Genomic DNA, 23637 nt, shown 5'->3' with positions numbered 1-23637 from the left:
ATTCTAAATCAAAACGCTTGGTAGCTTTATCAATCCAATCAAAAGAAAATGCATCTTAAATGAATGTCTTATAAAAAACATTCTTTTTACGCTTGCAAGCATTGGTTTTTAAAAACAGATTTTCATAAGATAAATAAACAAACGCTTTTATAAAGTGTAAGGTTTTCAAGATTTTGCTCTGCTGTGAAATCTAGATCTTCGTTTTTCATAAATAAAACGTTTTTAAGAGCAAATGATAACTATAACTGTAATAAAAAACGGTTTTGAATTTTACTTGCTTCTCTTTATCTCAATAGCTGCCCCCAATTTTGGGGTAACTAAAATCACTCAGTCCATATTTGGGCTCTGTGCTTTTAAACTATACTCTTAAAACGTTTTTAGTACCAAGTCTAAAGTAGATAGTCATTCTACTGCCATGGCATTATTTGCCTCCATTTTTTTGTGGAAGCGAATACAGTTCCGTTCTTCAAAACTAGCTATGCACTATATTCATTAAAAGGCTTTTGATTTCATAAGATATAAAATCCCTCTTTATCGTTTTCTAAACTTTTAGACAGCATTTTAAAAGCGATCTTGTCCTTAATCCTTTTATGCAATCTTTATAAATTAATCCTATAAGCTTATGACCGCTTCAAACGATTATTCCTTTGAAGGTTTCGCTCAAAAAAGAGCAAAACTCATACCATTCTTTAAACGTATGTTATCGATAATTTCAAACGACTAAATTTTAAAACAATGCGATTTGTGCTGAGATAAAAACGTATCATAAAATTTATAAACTGTTATGAGTGATAACTGCTTTTCATTTCATTTGAATGCACCCATGCGTTATAATATTAGCATCATGATTTGCTTTTTATGCTCTATTCATACCTGGCAATCTTCTATAAAAAATGGTCAATTTAAACATGCATAAAAGTGTGGATTCTGAAGGGGGTGTATATAAAATTATTTTACATAATATATTGATTTTTCTATTTTTTATGTAATATGTGGCGTCCGATGAGGAAACAAGACCAACATGTCTTATTTATTGCGTTCCGCAAAAAATTATGGATAATATTGCAGGTTTCCATGTTCATCGTGGTATACTCGGTATCGGTAAACGTAAAATACTACCACCATTACAAAATTTTTTACAAAATCTTCCAGAAAAAGCTTTGATTCTCATTTTATGTGGGATCTCTAATCACGACAATATGGGAGCCATTTTTCGTAATGCAGCTGCTTTTGCCAGTCATGGTATTATCGTTGACACAACCTCATGCGATCCGCTTTACCGTAAATCAATCAGAGTTTCTGCTGGTGCAGTTCTCAAAGTTCCCTACACGCAAAGTATTAACATAAATGACATTCTAGCTGCTTTAAAAGATGCAGACTTTCATCTTTATGCACTTTCTCCCTCCGCTTCAAACACTCTCAAGCAAGCGAAGATACTCAAAAGGACAGCGCTTATTTTTGGAACAGAAGGTGATGGCTTGCCACCTCATGTACTGCAAAAATCAGAGACATTACGTATTCCCATGGCTCATGGCTTTGATAGCCTCAATGTTGCCACAGCATCCGGTATCGCACTTGCACATTTTACTGATTTTGCCAAACTCTCCTAGAAGATGATCAGATTTTAAATTGTAAAAAAACATCTCACGAATATGCTCCTTTTATTTACTAAGAAGCAGTTATTTTTAGTGCAGAGCGAACTGAATCTTTTGTCTCTAAATTATACAAAACACGTTTCAACATCATTTCAGTACCAGCAGAACGTTCTGAATGAGTCACAAATCCCCCTCCCAAAACACGTGCTTCATCGCCATTTCCATCATAAAGAACACAGGCTTGTCCTGGCGCCACACTATTTTCACACTCTAACAAATCAACGAAAAACTCCCCCTCTTGATAATGCACACGAGCCAGATGTGGAGGACGTGTTGAACGAACTTTCACAGCAACCTCAACGCCCTCCAAGGGAAAACTCTCTAACAACTCATCACCAAGCCAATTCACATCACGCAGAAACAACTTATGCGTTTCCAACATTTCACGCGGACCAACAATAACGCGCGCATTTTCCACATCAAGATAAACCACATAAAGCGCTTCACCGGTCGCTACACCAATACCACGACGTTGACCAACAGTATAATTAACAATTCCCGAATGTTTCCCTAAAACCTGTCCATCGATATGCACAATATCCCCAGGATTAGCAGCCTCTGGCCGTAGTTTTGTAATAACATCAGAATATTTTCCTTGTGGAACAAAACAGATATCTTGGCTGTCATGCTTATTGGCAACAACAAAGCCCATTTCTGCTGCTATTTCACGAACACGTGCTTTGGGAAGATCACCAAGTGGAAACCGCAAATAATCAATCTGCTCTTGTGTCGTTGCAAAAAGAAAATAGCTCTGATCGCGATCAGCATCCAGAGGACGGAAAAGTGCCCGATGCGCACCATGAGGACGTGAGCGAATATAGTGTCCCGTAGCCAAAGCATCTGCTCCTAATTCACGCGCAGTTTCTAATAAATCAGCAAATTTTACAGTCTGATTGCACGCCACACATGGTACTGGCGTTTCCCCATGCACATAACTTTCTGCAAAAGGATTAATTACAGCTTCACGAAATCGCTTTTCATAATCAAGAACATAATGGGGTATTCCTAATGTCTCTGCAACACGACGTGCATCTTCAATATCCTGCCCAGCACAACATGCACCCACCCGATGAATTGCTGCACCATGATCATAAAGCTGCAACGTAATTCCAATGACATTATATCCTTCCTTTTTTAAAAGGCCTGCAACAACCGATGAATCAACTCCACCTGACATCGCTACAACAATACGGGAATTCCCAGGTTTTCCTGGTAGATCAAGGCTGTTTAAAAACATATATTCATTCTCTATTTAACAGATATCCATTCTTCTATTTAATGGATACCCATTCTCGTTAATGTTCTTATGCGCACTGTTTATCGTTCTCTTACATTGTTTTTTTTATCTTTTCCACAAGAATAGCATTACTTTCTTAAAAACGGCTGCAAACAAAAAAGAATGATGAAAATAAGGCACTCTGAAAATACGTTTTGCTATTTTCAAAAAAAATCAACAAAAACATCATAATAAACCATTTTACATATTTCACTTTGTACCATATCTTTATATACTGACTTACTTTATTAATTTTTTCTTTCCACGTGTTTAGCTCTTTTTTAAATTTCATGTTTTACAAAGGTGATTAAATTCTTGACTAAAGGTATAGGATAGAATGACTAATTTGATAAAAACACAAATGAAATATGTTATTGGGCCAGATGGAAGTCCACTGACAATCGCCGATCTACCACCAAAAACAACAAGGCGCTGGGTAATTCGTCGCAAAGCTGAAGTTGTTGCGGCTGTTAGAGGTGGATTGTTAAGTCTTGATGAAGCGTGTCAACGCTATACTTTGACCGTAGAAGAATTTCTTTCATGGCAAAGTTTAATTGATGAACACGGTTTAGCTGGATTACGGACAACCAGAATCCAACATTATAGGCATTAATCGCCTTACATAATAATTCAATAACAGCTTCAAAACATTCTAAAAACAGCCAAACTTGATAAAAGTTCGGCTGTTTTTTCATGTTTTGAACACACCAGAATCTTAAAGAATTGACTTTTAAATAATAGATTTTATCATCCAGTCACTGATTTAGATTGATTTAAAATACTCTCACCATCCACGACTACCTTCTTTTCCCGCACTTCAAGAAGCTGTACGCGTTGCAATTCTGTATTGGCTTCATGAAGAGCAATTTCAGCATTTGTTTTTTGAAGTTGCAAATCACGAATTGAATTTATCAAGTTATCGCGCCTTTGCCGTGCTGCACGAGCAAAAGCAGAATAAGCAAAATGGTGAACATCACTGTTTCCAGATTTACGTTCTTCATAAACAATCTGTGCTTCCAATTCTAACACCATACGCTCAAATTCTACGATCATCATATCAAGCTGTGCGATTTCACGACGCCTCTCACGCACTTGAAACATTTTCAATCGCACCATACTATTCCGTGGCTTCATCTCACTACTCCTTGATCACGCCAACCCAAACTTCGCATTCTTACACATATTTTAGTTACAGTCTGTTTTGACAAAAACAAGCAATTAAAAAAACTCAAAACTCTATCTTTTGCTTTCCTTAACATCAGAAAATCTAATCCGCTCTAAAGAAAAATAACCGTTTCTTTACTTTTCTCATCCACTATAGGACAAAGAGATTTAAATCTCCGTAAATAAATACCAAAATTTTAAAAAGTGATTTAAAACAATCTTTTACAAATTCCTTTAAATTTAAGATTAGTGGAAAAAGCGCTTCATTTTTTCATTATGTAAAAAATATGCGATTTTTCTAAAATAATTTTGTCAATCTCTTCCAAAAATAAAAATATTTTGTTAACCACTATCATAGATAGTGGGGAGGTTCAGTAGTGATTGTTGCGCGTACTACTGAAATATTCATAGACATTTTTATTGTAAATGTTTGATTTAATGAATTATTTTATTAATGGCTGGTTTACCAACTATTATAAAACAAAGCTGCTTCTTCTGATTCGCAAGGAGCAAAATGAGGGATTTAAAATGCGCGTATTATTAATTGAAGATGATAAAGCAACTACTCAAAGCATTGAGTTAATGCTAAAATCAGCAAACTTTAACGTTTATATTACTGATCTTGGTGAAGAGGGTGTCGATTTAGGTAAACTGTATGATTATGATATCATCTTGCTTGATCTAAATCTCCCTGATATGTCAGGCTACGATGTTTTACGAACCTTGAGATTAGCAAAAATAAAAACCCCCGTTCTCATTCTTTCTGGCATGAGCACTATTGAAGACAAGGTCCGTGGTTTTGGATTTGGTGCAGATGATTATATGACAAAACCATTCCATAAAGATGAGTTGATTGCACGTATTCATGCAGTTGTTCGTCGTTCTAAAGGGCATGCACAATCTGTTATTGTCACCGGTGATCTCACTGTGAATCTTGATGCAAAAACAGTCGAAGTTGCGGGACGTCCTGTCCATTTGACTGGAAAAGAATACCAGATGCTAGAGCTTCTCTCTTTGCGCAAAGGTACTACCCTTACCAAAGAAATGTTTCTCAATCACCTCTACGGTGGAATGGATGAACCAGAACTTAAAATTATAGATGTTTTTATCTGTAAATTGCGGAAAAAACTGGAAGCTGTATCTTCTCATATAAACTACATTGATACAGTTTGGGGACGTGGTTATGTATTACGTGATCCAGTTGAAGAAAACGTACGTAAAACCGCTTAAACAATGAAATTGCCTATTGTAAAATCTCGGAGTGTAGCGGGCCGAGATTTTTTCTCTGTTGTCATAAAAGGCTCGCCGCACCAAAGATTTCTTGCATAGAGAAAGTGAGAAAGAAAGTGCTCAAAATTTAAAAAGTTCCAACACCCTCATTTACAAATATCATCCTATCGTTCACGAATATAATCTAAGCCTTTTTTCAATACGACTTCACTTACTCAAAAATTCTTCACACTTTCCAAAATAATACGATCATCCGTTTCATCGATATTGATTTTCATGTCTGTCATTTCAGAAAGTAATATTGTATAATAAAATTGGATTGTGTGAGCATCGATAAGCTCTTCAGAAAATTCTCCATTATATAACGCAATAAAATGAGGAGGAATGCGTAAAGTTTTACCACAAATTTCAAATCGAAAAAAACGTTTATTTTCTTCCTGTAAAATCATAACAATGATTTCTCCACCACGAGAAACCGTTGCGTTTGCAACCAGTAACAAATTAAGCAAAAGTTTAACTTCATTTTTGGGTAAAAGCAGAGAGGAAGATTCCCATTTTAAAATCGCCTTTTCTTCTTTCATATATTGTTGAGCAACTTGTTCAGCAGAAGATGTATCTATTTGCCCCCCACCTGCTCCTGAAAAACCAAAAGCTAATCGCGCAAACTGTAGACGTGCAGAAGCACTCGCAACAGACCAACGCACCAATTGCAAAACCTCATCATCCGCCCCTCCTTCATCATAGAGCTCCATCGCATTCTGAATAGCACCAACAGGTGAAATCAAATCATGACAAATACGACTACAAAGCAAAGCAGCAAGATCAGTAGACTTCAAAGAAACAGATAGCATCATAATAACTGAGGACTCCCAGATTTAAAAATAAACTTCATTTTAAAGAAAAATTCTTAACATCCAATTCATACATATAGAAAATTTTGATCGCCATGCTAATTTTTTTTCAAAAATAAATTCAATAATTTAAATAACTTTAAATGTTATTTTTCATTTGAATAGAATAAAAATCTTAATATTATTTTCTTCTTTGAACTCATAAAAGGAAAAAACTCCATGACTTTCTCTCTTCTAACACGCTGGTACAAAGATATTGTATCCTTTATCTTCCTTTTATTTGTAACCATAAACGCTGCAAATGCTCATTCCCAACCAATAGAACCAAACGAACCCCATTATTCGCTGCAAGAAATTATTGATTCCGGTCATGTTTTTTTTGGAAAAACGACCAGCGGTATAGCAGTGGCAATTCAAAATATCTTTTCACAATATGGTTATCCCACTGCCTATATTTTAGGGGAAGAAGCTTCTGGGTCTTTTTTTGCTGGACTAACCTATGGTGAAGGAAAAATTTTTACCAAAAACTATGGACAGCATAAAGTTTTTTGGCAAGGTCCCTCTCTGGGATGGGATTTTGGCGGTCAAGGTTCCCGCTTAATGATCTTAGTTTATGATCTTAATAATATAAATAATTTGTGGGGACGCTATGGTGGTATTTCAGGTTCAGCCTATTTAATTGCTGGTGTTGGTTTTCATGTTCTTAAACGGAACAATATCTTATTAATTCCAGTACGAGCAGGAATTGGCGCACGTCTCGGCGTTAATATAGGATATTTAAAATTAACACCTAAACCGACATGGAATCCATTTTGAACAGATTCTCATAAAAAGGGGGACTTATGCTGATTCAATCACTTCTATTTTTTATTCTTGGTGTTGCCTCCATTTCTTGGTTACTTGTACTTGTTTTTCCACTTATTTGGCGTAAGGCTCTTTACTTTGCGCATAAATTTGTTTCTGCACAAATTCCGTTATCACTCACTGAAATGCAAGCAAATTATGATTTTCTTTGTGCCCAACATGCTGTAGAATTAGCACGCAATGAACAGAAATATGACTCTTTGCAAAAAAAATATGCCCAACAAAAAATACAACTTAGCAAAATAAAAGAACAGCTTTATAAACTATCTCTTTCAGCAGAACATGCTTCTTATGAAAAAGAAGCACCCATAATAGAAAGTAACCAAAGAGCTATCACCACAAACAGTTGCATAATGGAAATCAAAACTATGCATGAAAAAATCGCCCACTATAAGCAACGCTTACAAGAAATTCCAATAGATTCGCTTGATACTGCTACTTATCATCAACTTCTCGCTGAAATACGTAAAGAAACGAAAGAATTAGCAGCAACATTAGCAGCTCAAATAGCCCTTCAAGAAGGTGAATCATCACCCATAAACACATTGGTCCAAAATTCTAATAACAAAAACGATCTGGCATCGCGTATCCGCGAAAAAATAACCTGCAGCAAAAAAACGCCGTTCACATAAGCTATCTTTTTAAAGTGCTTTGAGGACATATTTAAATCAATAAATATCTACCGTTTGTAAAACAGAAAGATGTGTCATCTTATTGAAAAAGAAAATATAAAATACACTCTTGATAGATAAACTGCTCCCTTAATAGAATATATTATTTTTCAATGATAAATTTAAAAATATCTTCAAAAGACGACTCAAATAAAGCCTCTTCTTAAGAAAGCTTTAAAGACAATAATACCCTCTCAAGAACGATAAAAATCTCTTATTTTCTGAATAATCATATCTTGATCATTTTTCGTCAAATAAGGATGCATAGGTAAACTTAAAACACAACCGCTCAGAGATTCAGAAACAGAAAGAGAATCTTTGACATAAGGAAAATCTTTATAAGCTGGCTGCTGGTGCAATGAAGTTTTGTAATAAACCATGGTGGGAATAGAATTTTTCTGTAAGTAATCCTTCAATCTATCACGCTCTTTTACCTTAATCGTATATTGTGCATAGGCACAACGAACATTCTCTCCTACTTCTGGAACCGTGACAATATCTCTTAAACCATTGGAATAATACTGCGCAACTGCCACACGCTTTTCCATCTCATCTTCAAAAATAGTAAACTTTTCTAGCAAAACTGCAGCCTGAATAGTATCTAGACGCGAATTCATACCAATACGCACATTGTCATATTGCGTTTCACCTTTACCGTGAAACCGAATAGAACGTAAAATTTCTGCTAAATTATCGTCATTGGTCATCATAGCGCCACCATCACCATAACACCCCAATGGTTTTGCAGGATAAAAACTTGTCGCGGCCACATCACCAAAAGCGCCACACATAATATGACCGCTTTTTCCTCCCATCGATTGAGCAGCATCTTCAATAACAAAAAGATTTTCCTTTGCCGCTATTTGAGCAATTTTCTTATAATCAGCAGGAAGACCAAACAAATCAACAACAATAATTGCCTTTGGTTTGAGGCACTCATCGTTTTTAACCATCTCAATTGCTTCACAAAGTCTCTCAACATCCATATTAAATGTATCAGGTAGGACATCAACAAAAACAGGTACAGCTCCGACTAAAGCGACAACTTCAGCAGTTGCAGAAAACGTGAAGCTAGGACAAAAAACAGCATCACCCGGCCCAATATTTCTAGCCATAAGAGGCATCTTCAATGCATCAGTTCCATTGGCACATGCAACCACATGTTTCACACCAAGATAATCTGCCAACCGTTCTTCAAATTCTGTTACTTTTGTTCCCAAAATATAATTACCGCTAGCGATAACATGCCCAATTGCAGCATTAACTTTATCTTCAATGCGTGCACGCTGTGCCCCAAGATCGATGAACTGCATATTAACTCCATTAATCACAATAATGTAAAAGCGCTACTTATTTCTTTTATCTATGACAATTGACATCAGCAGCAGTTAAAATCCGTAAAACGGCAATAGCATCGTCGCCATTTGTGCGAGGTGATTGACGCGTCTCAATACAATGAAGAAAATGTTGCAATTCGCAAGTAAGTGGCAAACTTTCACAAACATCAATGTAATGCAAAGCATCAGCGCTACAAGCCCACTCCTGCTTTTCCTTCCTAACAGCAAAAGGATGCAATGCCAATTTATGGCTCCATGGTTCCATATCATCAAAAACAAGCATAGCCTTTGTACCGATAATCGTTAAACGTCTTTCACGATAAGGACTAAGACGCGAAGTAAAAAGATGACTACGTACACCATTGGGAAAAGTCATATGAATATGAGCAAAATCTGAACGTTGATCAATAACAGAAGCTCCCTCACCATGAACTTCTGAAGGTTCACATCCTGTCAAAGCCAAAATCATTGAAAGATCATGCGGAGCAAGATCCCATAGAGCATCGCTTTGTGTATGAAACTTTCCAAAACCTAATCGATGAGAATAAATATAACGTATGTCCCCCAGTTCGTTCTTTTTCACCAATTCACATATTTTTTCAAAAATAGGGTGAAATCGTAAAATATGACCCACCATAAAAATTCGCCCATATTCACTAGCAATTTGGACTTGGTGCTTAGCATCTGCTACATTCAAAGCGATGGGTTTTTCAACCAAAACATCCTTACCATTTTTAAGAGCGCATAGCGCATTTTCCGTATGGAACTGTGGAGGCAATGCCAGAACCAGCGCATCAATATTTTTACGCGTAAAAAGATCTTCAGGCGCAACTGCCTCAACACCATACATACAAGCAAAGCTTTCAGCACGTTCAACATTCATATCAGAAACCGCTGCTAAAGCCCCAAGCCCCTGGAGTGTTCGAATATGATTTCCACCCCAATGACCACACCCTAAAACCGCTACACGTGGCACCATTTTTATGCCTTACCCTATTTATCATATAAAAAATAAACTTCCATTCAGTTCATATCGATGATGAAATAGAATGACAAGAGAAAAGCTTAAAAACGATACTTGACATCTCACTATTCTACCTCTTATATCCGCAGAAGATGTGATGGATCGCAATAGCAATATTTTTTATTTTGGCGGAGTAGCTCAGTAGGTTAGAGCAGAGGAATCATAATCCTTGTGTCGGGGGTTCAAATCCCTCCTCCGCTACCGTTTTATTTTTCACAGTATTCCTATAGGTTTATAGTTTATTACTGGTGTAGTTTGTCACTAGGTTTTGTATTAATTTATTTTTTCACAGAATTTTGAAGAGGTTGCAAAGGAACCTCAAAGAATCTTCAAAGACCTTTCATAAATCATTTAAAGATCCTTTTTCACTGTTTGCTTTTTTCTAAAAATCGTAATTTGAAATGAGCAATTCTTGAGCACAAATCGCATTGTTTGAATCACATGTATAAAGAGGTGCTGACCTCTTTTAGTCGAAACCAATAAAAAGTTTATCGAATCTCTAGCACTTCATTAGGAAAAAGAAGGAACTTTCCTTTTTAATTTGCTAGAAACATAACCATTGTCTGAATAATCCTCCCGATTAAATAAATCCTTGCCGTAATAATCCTCAACGCCCCAATAGAGTAAGATCAAAATAAGACATTGAAGCGACCACAGCTCTTGATAAAGTCATACAAGTTTAAGTTTTTAAGGGTAATTCCTGCTAAATAGTAAACTTTAATAAATCTTCGAGTTTGAAAGGATTAAACCGCTCACTACGGCTTACATCAACCCCAAAGATACGTCTGACTAGCTGTCTCTACAAAACTCAACCACTGCAGATATAAAAAACGAAACGCACGCTCTAAATCTGTAAGAGTCTTTGAATCTTGCATTAGTAAACATTGAACCTCCTGACAACTCGAGATTGAGAATTTCAATAGATCTATAAAGATTGTCCTGTATTTCTTTTTCCTCGCTTGGTGCTTCTAGTGTGATTTCTGTGGTTATACGCTTTGCTTTTCATAACGATGGATAACGGATAGCAGATTTCCATGCCCCATTGATTTCTATCCGAAAACCTTGCAACAGAAAAGGTTGATCCGCCATAATCTCTAGGCACCCCTCTAGGGATAAAAAATTACTGCCCATGCCACAACAAAACCTGTCTGATTCCGATGCTGCTAACGCTTCCTCTCTGCATGGGTAGCAACAGCGTAAATCCCGTGTGAAGCTTGTTAATAGCTTGACTGCTGGCTGTTGCCCTTGGGAGCAATCAAAATAACGAGCTTTTACTGCACTATATTGGGTCTACAACCCCAGTGTAAAGTCCAAGCTGAAACGGTCGTCTTTAAAGACATTAAGCACTAATAAACTGTCTTATCACAAAAACAAAAACTTCTTATCCTTGATCAAAAAACGTGCCCGTATCCGATCAGCGCAGCGGATTAAAAAATCAATAGTCTATTGATCGGTGCACACAACTATAAAGAAAAGTTTGTTTAGAAAGTTCTTGGCTGATTTTTTCTTGATAACTATGGCGCTTGACAAGTATCTCAACAATGTGCCTCACCAATTGATGTCCAAAATGTTCGCTGCTTTATTCTTTGATTTTTTGGCGCATCGAAGTGCTTTTGCCGCAAAAACGTAATATCTCCCCATCACTGCGGACTAAACTCACAACTGATTCAACAATAAAAAACTTATTGAAGCAGTGATGCTGTTCTTATAGCCAAAAATGACTTGCAAATCACTGTTACCTTGCGGAATGTATAAATTATTTCTGCTATCATCAAGCTCTGTCTCAAAAACTATTGGCTTCATTGCCTGCATGATCAATAATAGCTGTACTTAAAAGATACAGATAGAAAACCTCATGAACAGATTTATCCTCCACTTTGACTATATAAAGGGAGGTACCCACATTAATCCCATAACCACTTTGTCATACTTTTTTGATCAAGAGCTCTCAATTTAAGCAAAGTGACTCTTAAATCTTGAGAAAAAAAGCACCATATTCGGCAATATCTGGGTTTGCTTTCAAAATGGATTTTAAATAATCTAACTTACACACAGTCTCCTAAAACAACCATTCCGTGTTGATAACAAACGAGATTCAGATCTCATATCCTCTAGCTCTACAATAAGGTGTTTTTCTGGTATCTTCATTGAAAATATCCTTAGGTTTTTGCCCTTCAAAAAAGGGTAAAAGACTGATAGAATAGCTAATACGCTGTAATTGCCCAGAGCGGCTGATAAAGTGATGATTTTGACTGATACTGATGATCAGCACAGGTTCCAAGCATGAGAAGCACTATAGGTATAATCGTTGATCTAATAGATTATCTGAACGGTTTTAGCTCTTCGAATGGTTCTTGTGAGAGCATCGATTGCCACACAATCACTAAGTTCTTCTTAAAACCAAACCCTATGAATGGTTTTGGTATCATTGCCATAGAGAGGTAACAGAATTTTTTGAGAAGAAAAGTAGTCTATTTCACACGCCACCAAATTGCACCATCACGCTGTGCGAGTTATTAAATCCAGCTATTCCGTCGGTGCTTCTAAACCATTTCTCGCACGAGGATGTTACTCCTCATGTTCATAATCAATCGCATAACTCCCTTATTGACAGAGAAGGCTTTTGAAATGGTTTTGGAATTTTTATTCTATTCCTTTCCATCACGCGCCTTAACATGCAGTGCCTTTGGCAAATTTTGTAACACGCAAGTGCTTGCTTGCCTTCTTTGTCTTGACAAAGATCGATCAATCAATCGTACAACATATTGATTTATAATAATCATTCACTGTTTTGTATGTTGAATGAGAGTTTCGAATAACGTAAGATTCTCTCATTCCAAACCTGTTTATATTGGATCAAACAAAATCATTCGCTTGCACATTACAAGCGGGATGAGCGTGTGAATAAAATTTGTATAAGAAAGGACTAAAAATGGCCCTTATGAACCTCTTAATACACGGGCTGTCGCAACATTGGGAGCTGGAAAATATAATGATGGGGCTTGTTACTTCATAAGCGTGAGATGCTTCCTTATTTTCGTGAAACTCTTGCTTCATACATTGCCCATTGTTTTACAATTGTCATTGGCAATAAAATGCATAAAACCAACCAAAACTATAAGTCTGACACTATCAGTCAAAAAAGCATTTTCTCCCTCATAAATTACGAGCAGAAATTTTCTTTGAAATACTCTTATAAAATCGTTTTTAAAGGCAATAGAACACTATAAACAATTTATAAAAACAATATTAATATTGCCTCATTAATATTACCTCAAAGAACAAAACTTTTGTACGATCGTTTTTTTCAAATATTGCTTTTTACCTGAAAAAGATTACACTCTTGTAATGTAAAGTGTAAGCTATTTCTTCCAAGATTGTTTACTGGATCTGCAAGAAACTAACTGCTCTCTACGCCTCATTTTTTTCCTCTCAATGGCTCTCTCCCAAGCTAATCTCCACGAAATTTCATTGGCTCTGTTTGATAGAGTGTTATGATTATAACTTGTTTTGAATAGATATAAAAACAAGTACCCGCGACAATATCATACATGCTCACATGCATGCTCAGTTCAAAAAAATTGTAGGTGTTTATCTCAGTGAAATTATAGAAAAAGAAGCTATTTTTTACACCGTCTACGGTTTGTTTTATTCAAAAGATCATCACATTCATGAGAAAAAAGCTTATAAACTTAGAAGTTATTATAGAAAGGCTCTTCTTATGATTTTATGAAAAGCAAAGAATGTCATAGGAAAGACGATATGAAGATAGATTTTAGTCCTTCATAATTGAGAGCTTATTATGTAAGACATCTTCCAATTACTAAAATGCTTGTTATGAGAGTGTTTGAAAATTTGAGTCAAAGACAAGTATTCCCATAAAAGCTCCTGTTTGATTTGGTCATGAATGCGGATTTTATTTGTACAAAAACACACATTGAATTGTAATGGTTTGTGCTAAAAAATTGATAATATATTGCACCTTTTTGAAAAGAAGATAAAAAGGAAATTGCTTAGTTCATTGAGGAAAAAAATGCATAAATGACGCATATTTTTTTATCGATGAACATACAAGAGCGACATTACCAATTTATCAAAGTGCTTGTTCATATGAATGATGAATATTAAAGGAGTCTATAATGACCGATAAAAACCAGATTGATAAAGCCGCTTCATTAATTGAATCGGCAAAACGTTCTGGAGCAGATGCTGCCGATGCTGTTATTATTCATTCACACTCCACGAATGTATCAGTTCGTTTTGGAAAAGTGGAATCGACAGAAGCTTCAGAAAGTAATGACTTTACGTTAAGAGTTTTTGTTGGTAAAAAAGTAGCAAGTGTTTCTGCTAATTTAGCAGCTTATCCGCAAGAACTTGCGGAACGTGCTATTGCGATGGCAAAAACCTCTCCTGACAGTTTATTTGAAGGTTTGGCAGATAAAGAATCTTTAGTTAAGCATCCTAAAGATCTTGATCTTTTTGATGATTTTATTCCACACAATCATTTCTTAACAGAAGATGCTTTAAAAATAGAAGCTGCAGCCCTTGATGTTAAAGGCGTTAGCAATTCTGGAGGAGCAGCAACAGCTTATGGTCATAGTGAATTTGTTCTTGTAACCAGTGATGGTTTTTGTGGAGCCTATCGCTCCAGTTATTTTTCACGTTCTTGTAGTGCCCTAGCTGGTGAAGGAACAGCAATGGAGCGGGATTATGATTATACAACTGCATTACATTTTTCTGATCTAGAATCAGCAGAAACTGTAGGGAAAAATGCAGGTGTTAGAGCCGTTCGACGTTTAGGGGCAATTCGTGCTGCTACAGGAAGTGTTGATGTTGTCTTTGATCCGCGTACAGCTCGCGGTATTGCTGGGCATATCGCATGTATGGTGAATGGAGCATCTGTGACTCGCAAAACAAGTCTTTTACAAAGTCTCTTAGGAAAAGCGGTAATGAAACAGGATGTTAATGTGACCGATCAACCTTTACGATTGCGTGGGAATGCTTCTCGTCCTTTTGATGGAGAAGGAGTAGAAGGGCAAACATTGCATATCATTGAAAATGGTATTTTAAAAAACTGGCTTCTTTCATCATCTTCAGCACGTGAATTGGGACTTAAAACCAATGGTCACGGGGTGCGTTCAGCATCACTTGTTCAGCCATCTAGCACTAATTTTGCTATTGAACCGGGTTTCGTATCGCCTCACGATATGATAAAAGATTTGCAAAGTGGATTTTACGTCACAGAATTATTCGGACATGGTATCGATTTTGTTACGGGACAGTATAGTCGTGGTGCTTCTGGTTTTTGGATTGAAAATGGCGAAATTACTTATCCAGTAAGCGAAGTAACATTGGGCTCTGATTTGCTCCATATGTTGGCGCATTTAACACCTGCAAATAATATTGATCGGCGTTATAGTACAGCAGCTCCAACATTATTAATTGAAGGAATGACACTTGCAGGAAAATAGCACGCATCATTCTTCTGACTTAAACCTTTTGCTTGATGTTTGTCGAGGAGCAGGAGATTTAGCCATGAAGTATTTTGGATGTGCATTGGACGTTTGGTTCAAAGAAGGTAACTCACCAGTCAGTGAAGCAGATTTTGCCGTTGATCGCTTTTTGAAGGAAAGGCTTATGAGAGCTCGCCCAAATTATGGATGGATTTCAGAAGAAACAAAGGATGATCGAGAGCAAGGAATCTATGAACGCTACTTTGTAGTTGATCCTATTGATGGAACGCGTGGTTTTCTTTCTGGTAGTACCTATTGGTGTATTTCAGTTGCTATTATCGAAAATGGACGCCCGATTGTGGGTGTTGTGCAATGTCCCGCTCAAAGAGAGATCTATGCAGCCGTTACTAATGGAGGAGCAACATTAAATGGTATAAAAATGCCCCTTTTGCCCTCTCAAATTAATAGAAAATACAAAGTTTCAATTGATAAATCCCTCGCTCAAAAACTGCCGGATGATTTTCGCAATCAAGTCAATTTTTACCCCTACATTCCATCTCTTGCCTATCGTATTGTTCTTGTTTCTCAAGGTGAAATTGATATCGTATTGGTTCGCCCAAATTCTCATGCGTGGGATATTGCTGCTGCTGATCTCATTTTACAGGAATGTGGAGGATATCTTTTACCACTTGATGCCTCTTTGATATCTTACGGGATTGAATCTTATCAATATGGGTTGTTAATTGCTGGAAAAAATAATTGCTGTCAAAACATGATAGATATTGTTCGTCAAACGAAGTTAGTTTAATCGCATAATAAATATACTCAAATTTCTTAATTATGGAGATACATATGATTGAAACCAACGAAAAAAAACAATGTTTGCATCTTGTCTTTGGTGGGGAGTTAAAAAATCTTAAAAGTAATCAATTTAAAAATATTAATGCTTTAGATGTTGTTGGTATTTTTCCAGATTACCAATCGGCTAAAGAAGCATGGCAAGCAAAAGCACAAAGTAGTGTAGATAATGCATTACAACGTTATTACCTCATAGACTTGCAACAATTTCTTGATACTGACATAAGCGATACATAATAAAATTTGGATATTTGATCATTGCCTCTTGAATGAGGAAAATGGAACAGTATCCAATTTTTTTGAATTTAGTATTTTAAAAGTAGTAAAAAATTAAGACAATCAATGTTCCTAACAAAATATGATTTCTAAAGCTTATTGTTGTTGAAATGGATTGTTTGCGTTTTATTTATTGAAAATAATAATAATTAAAAAGCCTCAATAATGTTTAAAAAATGCAGTGTGTTTATATCTCTCTTTCTATCACCTTAAGATGGTTCATGAGAGGCATTTTATTTCTTTTTTAAACGATTTTATTCACATGCCAATCCTTCTTATAACGTGTAATCAGATGTTTTTCTGATTTAATATAAAAGAATGAAAGAGCTTGAAATGAGAGCACTTTACCATATCCTGAAATTATTACCAAACATGTGAAATGATAAATTATTCTTATAAAGATTGTAATAGATAAGACTAAAGTCTTTTCTTTGTTCTCAAAGTGAAAAATTGCTGTTATGTTTTTTCCTTTTTCTCATGCAAAATAAATGCATAATTTGTAAAAAGTGAGCGTTTAAGTTGATGTATCATTTAAAGGAACAAGAAAATATCTTATCTGTATAACGATCCATATAAGAGCTTGTAATACTCACAATGCTCTTGAATCTAACAAAAAATATTATAATTTTAGATATTAAAGCGCGTAGAATAAGAAAAAATTGTTTTATGAGATAAATTATTTACCTATCCTATCGTACTTTGTGTACATACATTCTCATGGAAAAGAGTTGAAACATGAGATAAACTACGATTGTGCTTCCCTACAATCTTCTCGTAAGTAACACGCTTTTATTGCATAGAATACGAAAGATTATTTTGCTATTCATGAAAAAATGAACGCAATGAACAGAGGTAAGGTATCGTTTAAGAAACAAGCTATAAACATCTTAAAAGCAGGTGGATAAGGTGGTTTTAATCATGGAACTAAAAGCACGCTCAGCTTTTTTAATTTATCGAACGATTGGTTTTTGCTTACGTCCTATTATACCTTTTTATTTGTTTGTTCGTACTCTCCGTGGAAAAGAAGAACGAGGACGCCAAAAAGAGCGTTTAGGTAAAAGCCATATAGTACGGCCCCAAAGCCCTCTTATTTGGATACATGCTGCAAGTGTTGGAGAAACGCTTGCTCTTGTTCCTTTAATAAATTACATTTTATCATTGAAAATCAATATATTATTAACAACATGTACTGTAACTTCTTCTTCCCTTGTAAAAAAACACTTTGGGAATCAATTAATTCATCAATATGCCCCATTGGATTTAGATTTGGCAGTGCGACATTTTGTAAGTTATTGGAAACCTAATTTAGTACTGACTTGTGAATCAGAAATTTGGCCTTTACGTATTAAAGAACTTGCTAAAATGCGTATTCCGCAGATTTTGGTTAATGCCCATATGTCTGAGCGTTCTTTTAAAGCATGGCAAAGATGGCACGTTCTTGCCAAACATATTTTTCAACATATTGACTTGGCTATTGGTCAAAACGAAAGAGATGTCACTTATTATCAAGCACTTGGAGTAAAATCTGTTGCGTTTTCTGGTAATCTTAAGGCTGATGTTTTACCAAGTGAAAATCGAGAATTGTTTGCATATTACAGCAATGCCATTGGCAATCGCCCCGTTTGGGCAGCTATTTCAACTCATGAAGGAGAAGAGGAAATTGTTTTTGAGGTTCACAAAATTCTTAAAAATTATTTGCCAAATTTATTAACAATTATTGTGCCTCGTCACCCTGAACGTTTAGAAGATCTTATCAAAAAATGCAACAATCAAAATTTGCGTTTTATCCGTAGAAGTAGCAATGCTGTTCCAAATGCAAATACGGATATTTTGTGGGGTGATACGATTGGAGAAATGGGGCTTTTTCTTCGTTTATCGAAAGTTTCTTTCATCGGAAAATCATTATGTGGAAAAGGTGGACACAATCCATTGGAATTGGCTTTGCTTGGCTCAGCTATTTTAACGGGACCCCATGTTTCAAATTTTCAAGGAATGTTTGAACAATTCTTAACAGATGATGCGGCCTGTATGATTCAAAACACGAAACAACTCGCTATTCAAGTGTACAAGCTCTTAACGAATGAAATATTGCGACAAGAAATGGTTAATAGAGCCTATGAAACTGCAACGGGTATGGCAGGTGCACTCGAACGTACATTAAAGGTTCTTGATCCATTTCTGCAACCTCTTATCATAGAAACAGGTTTAAGCCAATATCGAGATGGATATGCACATTAACACGCCGCATTTTTGGTGGAGAAATAAAAGTTTTTTACGTATTTTGTTAACTCCAGCTGCTTGGGGATATGGTTATTTTTCACATCGCCGTATGGTAAAACAGCCCCCTATTATTGACCTTCCGGTTTTGTGCATTGGAAATTTTACATGTGGTGGTGCTGGTAAAACACCTGTTGTCATTGCTTTTGCTCAAGTCGCTAAAGAGCTTGGTTTTGTTCCTGGCATTGTCTCGCGCGGTTATGGTGGATCGGTTAAAGGAGTGCATCTTGTAAATGAAAAACATGACAATGTGCGCTACATTGGAGATGAAGCGCTTCTTCTGGCACGACATGCTTTTGTTGCAATATCAGTTGATCGTTATGCAGCAGCACAACAACTCAAGCAAGAAGGATGTAATCTTATTTTGATGGATGATGGATTTCAAAGCCGTCGTCTTTATATGGATTATGCATTGCTTGTTGTTGATGCGATGCGTGGTTTTGGTAATAGAGCTGTTTTCCCAGCGGGACCTTTGCGTGTACCGTTAAAAACACAGCTTTCTTTCACAGATAGTGTTTTGTTGATTGGTCATTCAGATGCACATGATAAAATTCATTTTCTTGTCACACGTGCCGGAAAAACTTTGCATCAAGCGCACCTTCAACCATTCGCGTCTGATAAAGTTGCAGGAAAATCATTTTTGGCATTTGCAGGTATTGGAAACCCAAATAAATTTTTTAAATCTATCAAAGAACTTTCTGGTCATGTCGAGCAAACTTACTCTTATCCTGACCACTATTTTTTTTCTGATACAGATTTAAAAAATCTTGTACAAAAAGCTAAAATGCAAAACTTATGGCTGGCTACAACCGCTAAGGATTATGTACGTATACAAAAAAGCAGTGTGCAAAAAGATTTAAAAAATCTTATTGTATTTGACGTTAAAGTCGATTTTTCTCAAAAAGATTTTTGCCGTATACTTCTAGATGAGGTCATGACCCGTTTTAAAGAACGCAAGCCTCTTCTTTAAAAAAAATAAATGAATAACTTTTAACTCATCACTTTTTCTATGTTTTTAACAACCGGCTCAGATAAGGATTGCACTCAAGTTCGCGATGATAGGATATTTCACAACTCGCATATGCTTCTTGGCGATGATGATTCCAGTATTTTAAATCATCTATTGGAATTTTTTGCCCACTGACAGCACAAAGAGTATAAGTTCCATATTCTATGACTTTATATCCATTATTGGAATAATGAATTTTTGCTTCACGTTCATCACCAGAAAACATGTTTTATACTCCCTTTCTGTTTTGATGAGAGATTATCAAATAAAGTGCCATAGGATACCTTATAAAGTAGAGAATAAAAAAAATATCTCTTTCTTGCACAAAAAATACGTAGCCAATTTACTTTCTACCAAAAAGCTTCTCTATATCAACCAATTTGAGTTCAATATAAGTAGGACGGCCATGATTACACGTTCCTGTGTTAGGTGTTGCTTCCATCTGCCGTAACAATGCATTCATTTCTTCAGGGCGTAAAAGACGTCCCGATCGTATGGAGCCATGACAAGCCATAGTCGCTGCAACATAATCAAGCATTGCCTTTAAATTATCTGTCGTATCATATTCAGCAGCCTCATCTGCAAGATCTTTAATGAGAGCTTGTACATTTATCTCTCCTAACATAGATGGGGTTTCGCGCACAACAATTGCGCCAGGTCCAAATGGTTCTATTCCCAAACCAAATTTCTGCAAAGCATCCTTATGTGTTAAAAGGCAAGTTGTATCTTCTTCAGAAAGTTCTACAATTTCAGGGATAAGCAACAATTGTGAAGGAAGTGGTTTAGAATAAAGTGCATTCTTGAGAGCCTCATAAACTAATCGTTCATGAGCAGCATGCTGATCAACGATAATCAAACTATCTTGGGTTTGTGCAATAATGTAGTTTTTATGAATTTGCGCTCTAGCAGCTCCTAATGGATAAGATAACTCGTCTGATGAAGATGGCGTGTTTGAAATGTAAGCATCACCGCTTGGGGTGTCTAAGCCCTCCATGAGAGGAAGTGCATTTTCTTTTAAACCAAAAGAACTGGCAGTATCTAACGGTTTATGAAACATTGATGTGGATACAGAATGGTGAAACTGTGGAGTGTAAGAAGAAAACGGATGCGTGTTTTTAAAACTATTTAAAGGCTGCTGTATTTGAAATGCAGACAACATTGCTTCAGAACGCGTTGAGGTAGAACGAATTCCCATTTTGTGCAATGCTTCACGAATGGCTCCAACGATTAAGCCGCGAATTAATCCTGAATCACGAAAACGTATATCTGCTTTAGCTGGGTGGACATTCACATCTACATCAGAAGGAGGCAAATCAATAAAAAGAATAGACACAGGATAACGATCCCGCGTCATAACATCGGCATAGGCTGCTCGAATTGCTCCCCAGAGAAACTTATCACGCACTGGGCGCCCATTAACATAAGCAAATTGGTGAAGGCTATTGCTGCGGTTGAAGGATGGCAAACAAGCAAATCCAGTCAAACGAACTGATTCGCGCTCAGCATTAAGTGCAATACTGTTAGGAGCAAATTCTTTACCCATAACTTGAGTAATACGTTGTAATTGCCCTTGAATGTTATTTTCCGTAGCAGAGAATTCCATAGATGTTCTATCTGGTCCTGAAAGAGAAAAACGGATATGCGGAAATGCAATTGCAATTCGTTTAACCATATCAGTTATGGCATTCATTTCAGCGCGGTCAGTTTTCATAAATTTTAGCCGTGCTGGAGTAACAAAAAAAAGGTCACGAACTTCAACAATCGTCCCAGGATTTGCAGCAGCTGGTTTGGGACCAACAATTTTTCCTGCTGTAACGATAATTTCAGCAGCATTCTCCGCATTTTGTGTTCGTGAAGTTAATTTGAGCTTAGCAACAGAGCCAATAGAGGGTAAAGCTTCTCCTCGGAAACCAAGGAAGCAAATATTGTGTACATCATCGGTAATTTTCGAAGTACAATGGCGAGAAACTGCTAAGGCTAACTGATCTGCAGGAATACCACAGCCATTATCACTTACTTTTATAAAGTTTTTTCCACCGTTTGCTGTAACAATCTCAATTCGGGTTGCTCCAGCATCAATGGCATTTTCAATAAGTTCTTTGACAACATTTGCTGGCCGTTCAATCACTTCACCAGCAGCAATTTGATTAATAATATTTTCGCTGAGATGGCGTATAATCATCATAAATTCTAACAGCTTTTTTGCAGATTATATAAAAACTCTCATTCATGATAGCATTATTTGCTCGATATTCAAGAATGATAACTGCAGAGGAAATGTTCTTTCAAAATTAAAGACTATTTACTTTCAGAGAATGTTTGTACCAAGTGCTTTATTCATTGTTTGCAGAATTTTCATATAACTCATATAAATTGTAGCAGCTCACTAATTGATAAAATCAGAAAAGAATTATTTTTATTTCTTTAAAATAACTTGCATCAATTCATTATCTGAGCAAAAAAAGAAACGAAATGGAAATGGAAGGCAAAAAAATGGCGCGTGTAAGCGGTATTTTGGCAGATAGTGATATACAAGCTTTAATTAATAATGGCGTTCTTAAAGCTTTTTGGCCATTTGATACAAACCAAATACAACCCGCAAGTCTTGATCTTCGTTTGGGAGAGAAAGCTTATCGTATCCGTGCTTCCTTTATGCCAGGGACAGATGTAAAAATTTTAGATAAACTCGAACGGTTGAAGTTACATGAATTTAATTTACGAGACGGAGCTGTCTTGGAAACAGGTTGTGTTTATATCGTTCCTCTCTTGGAAAATTTAGCTTTACCAGAAATTTTATCCGCAGTCTCTAATCCTAAAAGTTCTACCGGACGATTGGATATTTTTACACGTGTGATTACTGATAATGCTCAGGAGTTTGATAAGATTTGTGCTGGTTATCATGGTCCACTTTATCTTGAAATTAGCCCACGGACGTTTCCGATTTTGGTGCGCACAGGTTCACGTTTATCTCAGCTTCGGTTTCGCAAGGGATACAGTTATTTAAATGAAACTGAGCTGTATGCTTTGCATATGAATGAAACACTGATATCAGATGATCAGCCTAACATTAGCGCAGGTGGTATTGGTCTTTCCGTTAATTTGAAAGGAGATGAAAATGGGCTTGTAGGCTATCGTGGTAAACGTTATGCAAGTGTCATTGATATTGATAAGCGTGCAGTTGCTCATGTTTTAGATTTTTGGGAACCTCTTTTTAACTGTGGTCAAAGAGAACTGATTCTTGAGCCTGATGAGTTTTATATTTTAGTTTCGCGAGAAACTGTTCATGTTCCCCCGCTTTATGCAGCTGAAATGACCCCTTTTGATCCTTTAGTTGGAGAGTTTAGGGTGCATTATGCAGGTTTTTTTGATCCAGGATTTGGGCATATAGAGTCAAGTGGAAAAGGAGCAAAAGCAGTTTTGGAAGTCCGTAGCCATGAAGTTCCGTTTATTTTGGAACATGGTCAAATTATTGGCCGTTTAATGTATGAACATATGCTTCATCGGCCATTAGCGCTTTATGGGCATGATTCTGGATCACATTATCAAGCACAAGAATTAAAACTTTCTAAGCATTTTAAATGATGGCAAACAATAACCTCTAACATGTGTGAGAAAAATATCCAAGTGGAAGAAATTCTTCGGTTTTTCATGCGCATCCTGCACTATCAATTTATTCATTTCTCAAACTGAAG

General features: G+C 36.3%; 18 protein-coding genes, 1 tRNA gene and 3 pseudogenes. 13 read left to right on the top strand and 9 right to left on the bottom strand.

Going from position 1 to position 23637, the window contains the following annotated elements:
• Positions 1-1004: 1004 nt before the first annotated feature.
• Positions 1005-1610: pseudogene (locus tag ABID39_RS05480) on the top strand (TrmH family RNA methyltransferase); the annotation flags it as partial.
• 58 nt (positions 1611-1668) lie between these two features.
• On the opposite strand, the gene mnmA reads toward ABID39_RS05480, so the two are convergent.
• Positions 1669-2892: a tRNA 2-thiouridine(34) synthase MnmA gene (mnmA, locus tag ABID39_RS05475; protein WP_354186813.1), complete on the bottom strand. Its 1224-nt coding sequence runs from the start codon at positions 2890-2892 to the stop codon at positions 1669-1671.
• Positions 2893-3268: 376 nt separating this feature from the next.
• On the opposite strand from mnmA, the gene sciP reads away from it, so the two are divergent.
• Positions 3269-3544 (top strand): CtrA inhibitor SciP, encoded by a 276-nt coding sequence (sciP, locus tag ABID39_RS05470; RefSeq protein ID WP_004863244.1) that lies wholly within the window; start codon positions 3269-3271, stop codon positions 3542-3544.
• 134 nt (positions 3545-3678) lie between these two features.
• On the opposite strand, the gene ABID39_RS05465 is transcribed toward sciP, so the two are convergent.
• Positions 3679-4065, bottom strand: coding sequence for a flagellar export protein FliJ (locus tag ABID39_RS05465; protein ID WP_354186811.1), 387 nt, complete (start codon positions 4063-4065; stop codon positions 3679-3681).
• A gap of 558 nt (positions 4066-4623) precedes the next feature.
• Here ABID39_RS05465 and ctrA point away from each other — a divergent pair.
• Positions 4624-5325, top strand: coding sequence for a response regulator transcription factor CtrA (gene ctrA, locus ABID39_RS05460; RefSeq protein WP_354186809.1), 702 nt, complete (start codon positions 4624-4626; stop codon positions 5323-5325).
• Positions 5326-5540: 215 nt separating this feature from the next.
• On the opposite strand, the gene chpT is transcribed toward ctrA, so the two are convergent.
• On the bottom strand, positions 5541-6179 hold the full coding sequence (gene chpT / locus ABID39_RS05455) for a histidine phosphotransferase ChpT (protein WP_354186807.1): 639 nt from the start codon (positions 6177-6179) through the stop codon (positions 5541-5543).
• Between the two features lie 216 nt (positions 6180-6395).
• On the opposite strand from chpT, the gene ABID39_RS05450 reads away from it, so the two are divergent.
• Together ABID39_RS05450 and ABID39_RS05445 are read left to right on the top strand one after the other, a co-directional pair.
• Complete coding sequence (locus ABID39_RS05450) at positions 6396-6992, top strand: DUF1134 domain-containing protein (RefSeq protein WP_354186805.1); 597 nt, start codon at positions 6396-6398, stop codon at positions 6990-6992.
• A gap of 26 nt (positions 6993-7018) precedes the next feature.
• Positions 7019-7672, top strand: coding sequence for a hypothetical protein (locus ABID39_RS05445; protein ID WP_354186803.1), 654 nt, complete (start codon positions 7019-7021; stop codon positions 7670-7672).
• 233 nt (positions 7673-7905) lie between these two features.
• Here ABID39_RS05445 and ABID39_RS05440 read toward each other — a convergent pair whose 3' ends face one another.
• Complete coding sequence (locus ABID39_RS05440) at positions 7906-9024, bottom strand: DegT/DnrJ/EryC1/StrS family aminotransferase (RefSeq protein ID WP_354186801.1); 1119 nt, start codon at positions 9022-9024, stop codon at positions 7906-7908.
• 46 nt (positions 9025-9070) lie between these two features.
• Entirely contained in the window at positions 9071-10027 is a 957-nt protein-coding gene (locus ABID39_RS05435) for a Gfo/Idh/MocA family protein (RefSeq protein WP_354186799.1), read from the bottom strand.
• A 172-nt stretch (positions 10028-10199) separates the two neighbouring features.
• On the opposite strand from ABID39_RS05435, the gene ABID39_RS05430 reads away from it, so the two are divergent.
• Positions 10200-10273, top strand: a tRNA-Met gene (locus ABID39_RS05430).
• A 732-nt stretch (positions 10274-11005) separates the two neighbouring features.
• Here ABID39_RS05430 and ABID39_RS05425 read toward each other — a convergent pair.
• Both ABID39_RS05425 and ABID39_RS05415 read right to left on the bottom strand, forming a co-directional pair.
• Positions 11006-11975: pseudogene (locus tag ABID39_RS05425) on the bottom strand (late control protein); the annotation flags it as partial.
• 745 nt (positions 11976-12720) lie between these two features.
• On the bottom strand, positions 12721-12855 hold the full coding sequence (locus ABID39_RS05415) for a hypothetical protein (RefSeq protein WP_354186797.1): 135 nt from the start codon (positions 12853-12855) through the stop codon (positions 12721-12723).
• A 149-nt stretch (positions 12856-13004) separates the two neighbouring features.
• Between ABID39_RS05415 and ABID39_RS07925 the strand changes: the two are divergent.
• The 6 genes and pseudogenes from ABID39_RS07925 to lpxK form a co-directional block, all read left to right on the top strand.
• Positions 13005-13075: pseudogene (locus ABID39_RS07925) on the top strand (DUF4102 domain-containing protein); the annotation flags it as partial.
• Positions 13076-14211: 1136 nt separating this feature from the next.
• A complete protein-coding gene (locus tag ABID39_RS05410; RefSeq protein WP_354186795.1) occupies positions 14212-15543 on the top strand; it encodes a TldD/PmbA family protein in 1332 nt (443 codons plus the stop codon).
• A complete protein-coding gene (locus ABID39_RS05405; RefSeq protein WP_354186793.1) occupies positions 15530-16333 on the top strand; it encodes a 3'(2'),5'-bisphosphate nucleotidase CysQ in 804 nt (267 codons plus the stop codon). The genes ABID39_RS05410 and ABID39_RS05405 overlap by 14 nt, the downstream gene beginning before the upstream one ends.
• Positions 16334-16377: 44 nt before the next feature.
• Positions 16378-16620: a DUF4170 domain-containing protein gene (locus ABID39_RS05400; protein ID WP_354186791.1), complete on the top strand. Its 243-nt coding sequence runs from the start codon at positions 16378-16380 to the stop codon at positions 16618-16620.
• A gap of 954 nt (positions 16621-17574) precedes the next feature.
• Positions 17575-18897 carry a lipid IV(A) 3-deoxy-D-manno-octulosonic acid transferase gene (gene waaA / locus ABID39_RS05395; protein ID WP_354186823.1) on the top strand — a complete coding sequence of 441 codons (1323 nt, stop codon included), beginning with the start codon at positions 17575-17577 and terminating at the stop codon, positions 18895-18897.
• Positions 18887-19906: a tetraacyldisaccharide 4'-kinase gene (gene lpxK / locus ABID39_RS05390; protein ID WP_354186789.1), complete on the top strand. Its 1020-nt coding sequence runs from the start codon at positions 18887-18889 to the stop codon at positions 19904-19906. The genes waaA and lpxK overlap by 11 nt, the downstream gene beginning before the upstream one ends.
• 37 nt (positions 19907-19943) lie before the next feature.
• Here the strand turns inward: lpxK and ABID39_RS05385 are convergent, their stop codons facing one another.
• Positions 19944-20171, bottom strand: coding sequence for a DUF2093 domain-containing protein (locus ABID39_RS05385; RefSeq protein ID WP_354186787.1), 228 nt, complete (start codon positions 20169-20171; stop codon positions 19944-19946).
• A gap of 117 nt (positions 20172-20288) precedes the next feature.
• Positions 20289-22127, bottom strand: a complete 1839-nt coding sequence (gene mutL / locus ABID39_RS05380; protein ID WP_354186821.1) for a DNA mismatch repair endonuclease MutL — start codon at positions 22125-22127, stop codon at positions 20289-20291.
• Positions 22128-22438: 311 nt separating this feature from the next.
• Between mutL and ABID39_RS05375 the strand changes: the two genes are divergently transcribed.
• The gene (locus ABID39_RS05375) at positions 22439-23527 is read left to right on the top strand and encodes a 2'-deoxycytidine 5'-triphosphate deaminase (protein WP_354186819.1); all 1089 of its coding nucleotides are present in this window, start codon (positions 22439-22441) and stop codon (positions 23525-23527) included.
• The last annotated feature ends 110 nt before the right edge of the window (positions 23528-23637 follow it).

Origin of the sequence: Bartonella japonica, from assembly GCF_040545385.1 — a bacterium.
Lineage (GTDB): Bacteria > Pseudomonadota > Alphaproteobacteria > Rhizobiales > Rhizobiaceae > Bartonella > Bartonella japonica.
The sequence above is the reverse complement of the archived record's forward strand: the minus strand, read 5'-3'. Positions and strand labels throughout refer to the sequence as shown.

Coding starts and splice junctions, on each gene's coding strand:
- ABID39_RS05400 (WP_354186791.1), top strand. CDS start 16,378: ATGATTGAAACCAACGAAAAAAAACAATGTTTGCATCTTGTCTTTGGT.
- ctrA (WP_354186809.1), top strand. CDS start 4,624: ATGCGCGTATTATTAATTGAAGATGATAAAGCAACTACTCAAAGCATT.
- ABID39_RS05375 (WP_354186819.1), top strand. CDS start 22,439: ATGGCGCGTGTAAGCGGTATTTTGGCAGATAGTGATATACAAGCTTTA.
- ABID39_RS05410 (WP_354186795.1), top strand. CDS start 14,212: ATGACCGATAAAAACCAGATTGATAAAGCCGCTTCATTAATTGAATCG.
- chpT (WP_354186807.1), bottom strand. CDS start 6,179: ATGATGCTATCTGTTTCTTTGAAGTCTACTGATCTTGCTGCTTTGCTT.
- ABID39_RS05435 (WP_354186799.1), bottom strand. CDS start 10,027: ATGGTGCCACGTGTAGCGGTTTTAGGGTGTGGTCATTGGGGTGGAAAT.
- ABID39_RS05440 (WP_354186801.1), bottom strand. CDS start 9,024: ATGCAGTTCATCGATCTTGGGGCACAGCGTGCACGCATTGAAGATAAA.
- mnmA (WP_354186813.1), bottom strand. CDS start 2,892: ATGTTTTTAAACAGCCTTGATCTACCAGGAAAACCTGGGAATTCCCGT.
- lpxK (WP_354186789.1), top strand. CDS start 18,887: ATGCACATTAACACGCCGCATTTTTGGTGGAGAAATAAAAGTTTTTTA.
- ABID39_RS05465 (WP_354186811.1), bottom strand. CDS start 4,065: ATGAAGCCACGGAATAGTATGGTGCGATTGAAAATGTTTCAAGTGCGT.
- ABID39_RS05385 (WP_354186787.1), bottom strand. CDS start 20,171: ATGTTTTCTGGTGATGAACGTGAAGCAAAAATTCATTATTCCAATAAT.
- ABID39_RS05415 (WP_354186797.1), bottom strand. CDS start 12,855: ATGATTATTATAAATCAATATGTTGTACGATTGATTGATCGATCTTTG.
- ABID39_RS05450 (WP_354186805.1), top strand. CDS start 6,396: ATGACTTTCTCTCTTCTAACACGCTGGTACAAAGATATTGTATCCTTT.
- sciP (WP_004863244.1), top strand. CDS start 3,269: ATGACTAATTTGATAAAAACACAAATGAAATATGTTATTGGGCCAGAT.
- mutL (WP_354186821.1), bottom strand. CDS start 22,127: ATGATTATACGCCATCTCAGCGAAAATATTATTAATCAAATTGCTGCT.
- ABID39_RS05445 (WP_354186803.1), top strand. CDS start 7,019: ATGCTGATTCAATCACTTCTATTTTTTATTCTTGGTGTTGCCTCCATT.